This window comes from Enterococcus sp. PF1-24 (genome assembly GCF_029893325.1).
Taxonomy (GTDB): Bacteria; Bacillota; Bacilli; order Lactobacillales; family Enterococcaceae; genus HY326.
Map to the genome: position 1 here is coordinate 1 of NZ_JARXWL010000055.1, position 8,318 is coordinate 8,318.

The following is an 8,318-nucleotide window of genomic DNA, read 5'->3' on the forward strand; positions in this document are numbered from 1 at the left end:
AAAAACAGAAATCCCACAAAACCATAATGGTTTTCATAGAATTTCTTTTTTTTGAAACTACGAACATAATTTACTTATGTCACAGCCCCTTTTTTGTTATGAATTAACTTCTTGAAGGTTATAAAAGACAAAATATCTACAATTTAAGACAAACTTATTATTTTTTATAAAAGACATGATAAAGTCTAAATATAGAGTTTATCAATAAAAAAATTTAACAAGTAAGGTAGAAAAACATGAACTTAATCAAAATAATTATCGAATTAGCAATTATTTTATTTGCTATTTATACACAGCAACAAAAAGGCGATGCTGAGGTGAAAATGGTTGCTTCAAGCCAAAGTTTCAGCTTGGCGCTGATAATTTCTACCTTGATTGGTGTCTCTAACTTAATTATTGGTAGAGGCATGCCGCTACAATTTAGTCATTTAGATTTAGCTTGCTTCTTAGCGGTGCTGTATCTTGGTTTTTGTACTTTTTTGAAAAGTAGAGAGAATTAAAGTAACAATCTATAAAACTTGGTTAGCCTTGCTGCTAATCAAGTTTTTTTATGTTTACAGTCGATTTTTATAAAAAGTAATTTTATTCATTAAAGTTGAAAATAAAATAGGGTGACATTTTGCTATCAAACTTTCGTATATAGAGTGTAAGGTAAATCACTGATAAAGAAAACGAGGAAGTCAATCATGAAAAAATTACACTTAACTTTTTGGAATCAAGATGGTAGCAAGAAAACTTTTATTATTCAACATGCTGCTCAAAATTTAGCACCGGAAAAGGTTTACTATTTAATGGAAAAATTAGTCGCTTTGAAAATATTTGTTAAAAACGGAGTCCAGCTATGTACTAAAATTCATAGCGCTAAGTATGTGGAAATCATCACCACGCCACTATTTGATGTCAGTAAGAATTCTGGTGAAGAAGAAGCTTTGACATTATTAGTGAATCAGAAATTTGGTGAATTACTTGCGGAAGATGATGAAAGTTCAGTCACGCAAATTACTGAATTGCAGAATGACTTAAGGTTGGTTAACAAGTTGCCAATAGAATTAAAAATTTATCAAGACAGATTAACCTATGAATTAGCTTTAAGATTAGCTAGCTTTTACCAATTAGCAGAACAATTATTTTATCTAAAAGCTAGTAATCGGCAAAGGGGACCAGATGTTTTAAGCTAGTTATCAATAAATCAAAGGAACATTCTCAAAAACTATATCCTAAAAAAACTTCTTTGTGATACAATTAGACTGATAAAGCACTAGCAGTTATTTTATATAAGTGACGTTAAAAGCAGAAAGGGTGAGTTTATGGGGAAAGTTGATACAAGAAGAGGGAAGATTATCGAGCTGCTTACGGATAATCCAATCATATCTTTAACTGAATTAGCCAAGTTGCTAAATGTGACTACTGAAACCATTCGTTCTGATTTGAAATCTCCCCAATTAGCAGATAGTGTGGTGCAAGCTCATGGTAGTGTGGCGTTGGCTCATACCACTATCGCAAGAGATATTCCTTATTCTTTTAGAAAAGAAATTAATTTTAAAGTAAAAAGTAAAATTGCTGAGAAAGCTTGTCAGTTGATTAAACCTGGTCAAGTGATTGTAATTGAACATAATAGTATTTCAGTCGTCTTGATTCACACGCTTACCCAGTATCCCCATTTATTAAACAATATCACAATCATTACTAATTCATTTAGTATTATGCAGTATGTTCAAGAAAAGCGGTTAGATGTTCATATTGTCTTTTTAGGTGGAACGTTTAGTTTAGCTCAAGAGAATTCCTATGGTTCTACAACCCTTAATCAGATGAAATCTCTAAAAGCTGATCTGGCTTTTTTAAGTCCCGGAGCAATTAATGAAGCCTTAGAAATAACGGCTTATAAAGAACGGGATGCGGATTTACAAAAAGAAATCATTAAGAATAGCAGCCAAAGTGTCCTATTGATTGAAAAAAGTAAATACCCAAGTATTGCTATGTGGAAAGTCAATCAAGCAAGTGATTATCACGCAATTATCACGGAAATAACTTTTACTGAAGAGCAAAAAGGATGTTTAGAAAAAAGTAATGTTCAAATTTTAAATATTTAAGAATAAGCAATGTTATTTGGCGAAAACCAAATAACGTTGCTTATTTTATTTCCGATATTTTGGTATTTGCAAAACAATATTTGACAAACACCAAAAAACTGTATATAATTAGGTTTGTGCAAATGCTTTCAATTTGATAAAAACCAAAAAAGGAGTTTGGAATATGGATAATAGCGAAATTATAAAAAAGTTAGAAAGACCAACTGGTAAAGTTGATGTAGTTTTGGATACAGATACCTTTAATGAAATTGATGATCAATATGCTTTGGCGTATATGATTCAGTCAGAAGAAAAATTTAACATTTTAGGAGTCTATGCAGCACCTTTTCTAAATCATCATTCAGTTAGTCCTAAAGAAGGCATGGAAAAAAGTTATGATGAAATCTTAAATGTCTATAAGTTATTGAACCGACCAGAATTTAAAGAAATTACTTTTAAAGGCTCAACGGAATTTTTAGTTAATGCCGAACCTAAACTGAGTGATGCGGTGGCGCATTTGATCCAAACGGCTTTGGCTCATAGTTCTGAAAATCCATTATATGTTATTGGTATTGCTGCAGCTACTAACATTGCGACTGCTATTTTACTTGAACCTAAAATAGTTGATCATATTGTGGTTTTATGGCTAGGGGGCTTAGGCTATGAATGGCATAATAATTTATCTTTTAATTGCCGTCAAGATTTAGTAGCTGCCAGAGTTTTATTAGATACACCATTACCATTAGTTCAATTTCCTGGCATGGGGGTTATTTCAGCATTTACGACAACTGGACCAGAATTGGAATATTGGTTAAAAGGGAAAAATAGTTTTTGTGACTATATGGTTGCAAAAACAGAAGAGGAGGCGAAAATCACTAATCTTAGAAATGGTGGCGAAGTTTGGTCCCGTGCATTGTGGGATGTGGTGCCGATTGGTTGGCTTTTAGGTGATGAGTTTATGAAAGATAAATTGGTAAATAGTCCAATTATGCAAGATAATCATTATTACAGCCAAGATTTCAGAAGACATTTTATCAAATATGTCTATTTTGTCGAACGAGATAAATTACTAGAAGATTTATTTAAAAAACTGGCAAACATTACAAGTATCTAAATTTAATACTTTAAACTAGGAGGACTTTTTATGGGGAAATATGATAAGTTAAATGCTTTTATCATTGAAAATGTTGGTGGCGATGAGAATATTGTTGCTTTGACACATTGTGTCACTAGATTACGGTTTACATTAAAAGATGAGCAGTTGGTAAATCGCGATGCTTTAGTTAATCACGAGGAAATTATGACTGCTCAAGCGGCTAATGGTCAGTATCAAGTTGTTGTTGGGATGCAAGTTGGTGATATTTATCAAGAGATGTTGCCAAAATTATCCATTGGTACTTCAGAGGCACAAAGCATTTCTGAAGCAGAAGATGAGGATAAAAAGACTATTTTAAATCGGTTTATTGACACGATTACTAAAATTATCACCCCAACATTAGGCGTGATGGTGGGATGTTCTTTAATTTTAGGAGTGCAGTCCTTACTAGTTGCCTTCAAAATAATTGGTCCTGGTGACGGAACTTATGTTATCTTAAATGCAATCGGCTATTCTTTATTTACTTTTTTTCCAATTATTTTAGGCTACACCAGTGCTAAAACTTTTAATGCGGATCCGTTTATTGGAATGATTGTTGGTGCTTCATTGGTTTTCCCGAATTTATTAGCAGATTTAACAACTTCTGATGCTATGTACCAATTATTAAGTGGAACAATTATTGAAACAAGTATTCACAGTACCTTTTTAGGTCTGCCAATAGTTTTTCCAGAAACTGGTTACACTTCTACAGTAATCCCAATTATTTTTGCTATGTTCTTCTTATCAAAATTAGAACGTTTAGCTAAGAGAATTATTCCTAAATCATTGCATTTTACTTTTGTGCCATTTTTAACATTGTTGATTGGTGTGCCAGCAACGATTCTTGTTTTTGGACCAATTGCTAATATCGCAAGTAGCATTATTTCTACAGCTATTTCTTCTTTATTTAGTTTTTCACCAATCTTAACCGCTTTATTTGTGGGAACTTTATATACACCATTAGTTATTTTGGGCCTACATTGGCCGTTGGTAGCGATTGGTATCAATAATTTGGCGACAACTGGTGCAGATTATTTACTACCGATGATTTTTACCGCACCATTAGCACAAATGGCAGTGGTCTTTGCGGTTTATTTAAAAACAAAGGATGAAAAAATCAAGAAAATTTGTCTACCTGCTATGGTTTCTGATTTCTTCTGTATTATTGAGCCTTCTATTTATGGGATTACTTTACCTGTGAAAAAACGCTTCGTCTATACCTGTATCGGGACTGCAGTAGGTGCTTTGATTATTGCAACGACTGGGGTTCACAATTTCGCTAGTACCATTGGTGTTTTAGGAATTGGTGGTTTCATTAATCCCCAAACCGGAGATGCAACTTATGTGGTGATTGTTGCGTTAGCGACATTAGCTACCATGGTAGTTTCTTTCTTACTAACTTATTTTACTTATAGAGAAGATTAATAAAAATATTGGCTCACAATCTGCTTGTCGGTTGTGAGTCAATTAACTATTTTAAAAACAAGAGAGGTGTCGTTGATGGAAGCTTGGCAAATAAAAGCTATACCTAAAGTGGAGCTTCATTGTCATTTAGATGGTTCGATTCAGCGCCAAACACTGCGTGAAATTTATCAAGAACAGGGTTTACCGTTAAAATTCTCAGATGAAGAATTAAATCAATTGATGATAGCTAGTAAAAGTTGTAATTTAACAGAGTATATCAATTGTTTTCGCATTGTAGCAGCTGGTTTACATACGAAAAAGGCTTTACAGATAGCTTTATTAGATGTTGTTCAGCAAGCTGTTAGTGAAAATATTATTTACTTAGAAATTCGCTTATCGCCATTACATTTAGCTAATGCTGATTTCTCTCTGGAAGAAGTTGCAGAAGCTTTAATTGAAGCTTGTCATTTGGCAGAAAAACAATATCCTATCAAAGTTAGATTGATTTTTTGTTGTATGCGGCGACAGCTGGAAAAAGATAATAAAAAAGTAATTGATTTAGTCAAGAAATATTTTGGCACGGTTGTCGCTATTGATTTAGCAGGTGATGAATCGAAATATCCGACTTGTGAATATCAAGATCTATTTAGTTATGCTAGTCGTTTAGGAATTCCTTACACTATTCATGCTGGTGAAACAGGTGATTTGCAAAGTGCATTAGCTGCGATTGATTACGGTGCCCAACGGATTGGTCATGGCATTGCTTTGATGCAGTCAACTGAAGCGCTGGCAACAGTAGCTAAGGAAAATATCTTATTAGAAATGTGTCCAGTTTGTAATATTCAAACAGGTGCTGCTAAAAGCTGGGAAAGTTATCCTGCAGCTCTATTTTTGGAGCAGGGTGTAGCTTTTAGTTTTAATACCGATAATCGAACGGTTTCTAATACCACATTAACTAATGAATTTTTGCAAATGAACAAACACTGCTTTAAACTATCAGCAGCAGCTATTCTTCAGCAAACAAAAAATACAATCAAATATATCTTTGCTGAAGAAAAAGTAAAACAAGAATTAATGGCACAGATAGAAAAATATTGATAATTGCTATGGAAAAAGCTGAGATAAAGTCAGAGTATGTACTCTTGATTTTATCTCAGCTTTTCGATTTTTTATTTATCTTGCACTATAAAAGGCAATATCTTCATCAAGCCAACCTAAACCAATCAACCAATCAGCTTCCGGATGACTTTGTGTGAATAAATGTGAACCCGGTCCTTTAGCAAAAGGATTAAAGACCCGATAAATTGGGTAACCTAATTCTTTAGGTACCATATAAAAACCGATTTCTTCTTTGTTCCAACCTTTAGCAGCAACAGTTTCATATTCATTTTTATCTAATGTATAGAAATGTTCGCCAGAGTTAGGGTTGTACAAACGATAAATTGGTTTGGCATGTTGGTAAGTAGGGGTTACGCTGTAAAAAGCGATACCTTCTGCTTGCCAACCTAAACCAACAATCCAGTCATATTCTTCTTTGCTAGTTGTATATAAGTGATCGCCATCATTTAAGTTATACGCTCGCCAGATCGGTAATAAAACTTCATCAGGAACTGTCCCACCAGGATTGCCTGGGTTTCCGGGATTACCAGGGTTACCAGTCCCACCGTTAGATTTGTAAACATAAGTGACTACCGTCACTTGGCTGCCAAATTGACCAGTAGTGTTACCAATAACTTCTTTAAAAGTATAACCAGTAATTGTTTTTTGCGTTGTTGAGTAGTTCCCACCAAGATTGCCTTTTAGTAAAACATCGGCAGAAATTGGTTTACCATTTTCATCTTGATACTGTGCTAAAACTAAACCTTGATTGACGTTAGCGTTTAATTTGCTATAACTTAATTTCACTACTTTTTTTTATCTTCAATTAGCCCACTAATCGGGTTTAAATCATTACCAACAACTACACCGTTAAAAGTGAAACCAGAAATATTGCTAATTTCTGCATGGTAACGATCGCCAATTGCACCTGTTAAAGTTTTATCGGCAGCGATTTTTTCAACGGGATTACCAGCTAAATCATATTCCCAATATTCAACAGTTACCGAAGTATCTTCTACCTTAAGGGGTGCAAAATCAATATTTACACTAAGATGAATATAGCTATCCACTAAATTACTCGTGTCATTGAAAACAATATCCAGTATAGGCCCTTTCATAAAAGAGTTTTTTGGATTGAAGAATGACATTCCAGCAATTTGAGAATAATCAAAGTTTACACTCTCAGCTTCAGCAAAATCAAATTGAAAACCAGTTTCCAGCGGCGTAGCTACGTAATAAAGTGGATTTTCGGATTGATAATTTTCATCTTTAATTTCTATCATCATAGAACTATCATCTTGAATTATTAAGGACGGTGAAAAATTATGTAACCCTAAATCTTCGTAACTAATAAAAAAGCTTTTATAGTTGTTTTGATCTAAAGAAACAACATAATCAGTGTACAAACTATCACTATAAGGATCTATATGAACGTTGCGATAACCAGCGAATTGTGAGAAATCAATTCCACTAGTAAAAAGATAGTTAATTGGATAAGAATACTCTAAATCTGTTTTAGCACGTAATATAGGATCTTTTATAAGCTCAAAAACTGGGAAATAAGGACCGTCATCTTCTATTGTGGGATATAATTTTAGGTGTATGAAATTTGCATACTCTAACCCTTTAAAGTTTTTAACTTCTAATAAATCTTGATAATTTAAGTAAAAAGCTTCATCTTCAAGCAGTTCTTGAGTAATTTCATCGGTTGACTCTAAACCAAAATATTCCAGTATAAATTGTTGTAAATTTGAATCTGGCATCCAAATCATTAAGGTTGGATTCATCTACTCTAGTGGAAACCATGGGACTTTCTATCGGACCTTCTGCCGAAACAGTGGTAGTTGCAAGTAAACTACTGCTTAATAATGACAAACCAATTAGTAAATAACTTATTCTTTTTTTCATTCAGGTACTCCTTATTTTTTTGAATTTGTTATTAATTATATACATATTTTTTAATATATCAATTTATATGTTTTAAAACTATTTATTATAAAAAAATGAATTGTTATTTTTGAATTTGAATTTTGTAAGTCGTATGATTTTGCTTTTTTCGCTTTTCGAGAGATAATTGAGTCATCAATTAGAGCGGAAAGGTCGTGGTTATAATGATTCAAGCCTATAAGGAATATTGGCGAAATATCACCTTGATGGATGCCAAAGCTACCAGAAGTCAGTATTGGTGGCCACAATTAGCTAACTATTTGGTTTTAGCAATTTATGGTTGGGCAACGCATATTGAAACTTATTATGATTCAGTTACCGAAAGTTTTACTAAGATGAGTTTACCGGCAGTGGGATTTGCGATATTAACTTGTTTAATTTGGTTAGCGAATTTTACGATTCGTGCTCGCCGGTTACATGATACGAATCGTAGTAACTGGTGGATTTTATTGTACTTATTACCCATTATTGGTCCGGTCATTCTATTTATCTTTTTTGTTATGCCAAGTAAACCTTATTCTCGTTGGCGTTGGAATCAATCAGATGTATAAGAAAAAAGCTTTCACCATAAATTTGGAACTGACCCAGAATAGTGGGACATAATAAAAAAGCACTTCTTGTTGAATTCAAGTAAAATGAATTTAACAGGAGGTGCTTTTTAGCAT

At 33.3% G+C, this 8,318-nt stretch carries 9 protein-coding genes; 7 read left to right on the top strand and 2 right to left on the bottom strand.

All coding sequences use genetic code 11. From position 1 onward, the window contains the following. Positions 1 to 236: 236 nt before the first annotated feature. From M2139_RS13915 to add, 6 genes are all read left to right on the top strand, one after another. Positions 237 to 500 carry a hypothetical protein gene (locus M2139_RS13915; protein ID WP_280739458.1) on the top strand — a complete coding sequence of 88 codons (264 nt, stop codon included), beginning with the start codon at positions 237 to 239 and terminating at the stop codon, positions 498 to 500. 186 nt (positions 501 to 686) lie between these two features. After that, a complete protein-coding gene (locus tag M2139_RS13920; protein ID WP_280739457.1) occupies positions 687 to 1,178 on the top strand; it encodes a DUF2922 domain-containing protein in 492 nt (163 codons plus the stop codon). 129 nt (positions 1,179 to 1,307) lie between these two features. Further along, a complete protein-coding gene (locus tag M2139_RS13925) occupies positions 1,308 to 2,090 on the top strand; it encodes a DeoR/GlpR family DNA-binding transcription regulator (RefSeq protein WP_280739456.1) in 783 nt (260 codons plus the stop codon). 163 nt (positions 2,091 to 2,253) lie between these two features. After that, a complete protein-coding gene (locus tag M2139_RS13930; protein WP_280739455.1) occupies positions 2,254 to 3,183 on the top strand; it encodes a nucleoside hydrolase in 930 nt (309 codons plus the stop codon). A 30-nt stretch (positions 3,184 to 3,213) separates the two neighbouring features. Next, entirely contained in the window at positions 3,214 to 4,629 is a 1,416-nt protein-coding gene (locus M2139_RS13935; protein ID WP_280739454.1) for a PTS transporter subunit EIIC, read from the top strand. Positions 4,630 to 4,704: 75 nt separating this feature from the next. Further along, a complete protein-coding gene (add, locus tag M2139_RS13940; RefSeq protein ID WP_280739453.1) occupies positions 4,705 to 5,706 on the top strand; it encodes an adenosine deaminase in 1,002 nt (333 codons plus the stop codon). 75 nt (positions 5,707 to 5,781) lie between these two features. On the opposite strand, the gene M2139_RS13945 is transcribed toward add, so the two are convergent. Beyond that, positions 5,782 to 6,513, bottom strand: coding sequence for a MucBP domain-containing protein (locus M2139_RS13945; RefSeq protein ID WP_280739452.1), 732 nt, complete (start codon positions 6,511 to 6,513; stop codon positions 5,782 to 5,784). Then, positions 6,513 to 7,493: a MucBP domain-containing protein gene (locus tag M2139_RS13950; protein ID WP_280739451.1), complete on the bottom strand. Its 981-nt coding sequence runs from the start codon at positions 7,491 to 7,493 to the stop codon at positions 6,513 to 6,515. Before M2139_RS13950 ends, M2139_RS13945 begins: the two co-directional genes overlap by 1 nt. Positions 7,494 to 7,817: 324 nt before the next feature. Here M2139_RS13950 and M2139_RS13955 point away from each other — a divergent pair, with 324 nt between their 5' ends. Then, the gene (locus M2139_RS13955; protein WP_280739450.1) at positions 7,818 to 8,204 is read left to right on the top strand and encodes a DUF805 domain-containing protein; all 387 of its coding nucleotides are present in this window, start codon (positions 7,818 to 7,820) and stop codon (positions 8,202 to 8,204) included. Positions 8,205 to 8,318 lie beyond the last annotated feature (114 nt).

What these genes read in the sequence shown, in the direction of transcription:
- M2139_RS13915 (WP_280739458.1), top strand. Translation starts at nt 237, where the DNA reads ATGAACTTAATCAAAATAATTATCGAATTAGCAATTATTTTATTTGCT.
- M2139_RS13920 (WP_280739457.1), top strand. Translation starts at nt 687, where the DNA reads ATGAAAAAATTACACTTAACTTTTTGGAATCAAGATGGTAGCAAGAAA.
- M2139_RS13925 (WP_280739456.1), top strand. Translation starts at nt 1,308, where the DNA reads ATGGGGAAAGTTGATACAAGAAGAGGGAAGATTATCGAGCTGCTTACG.
- M2139_RS13930 (WP_280739455.1), top strand. Translation starts at nt 2,254, where the DNA reads ATGGATAATAGCGAAATTATAAAAAAGTTAGAAAGACCAACTGGTAAA.
- M2139_RS13935 (WP_280739454.1), top strand. Translation starts at nt 3,214, where the DNA reads ATGGGGAAATATGATAAGTTAAATGCTTTTATCATTGAAAATGTTGGT.
- add (WP_280739453.1), top strand. Translation starts at nt 4,705, where the DNA reads ATGGAAGCTTGGCAAATAAAAGCTATACCTAAAGTGGAGCTTCATTGT.
- M2139_RS13950 (WP_280739451.1), bottom strand. Translation starts at nt 7,493, where the DNA reads ATGAATCCAACCTTAATGATTTGGATGCCAGATTCAAATTTACAACAA.
- M2139_RS13955 (WP_280739450.1), top strand. Translation starts at nt 7,818, where the DNA reads ATGATTCAAGCCTATAAGGAATATTGGCGAAATATCACCTTGATGGAT.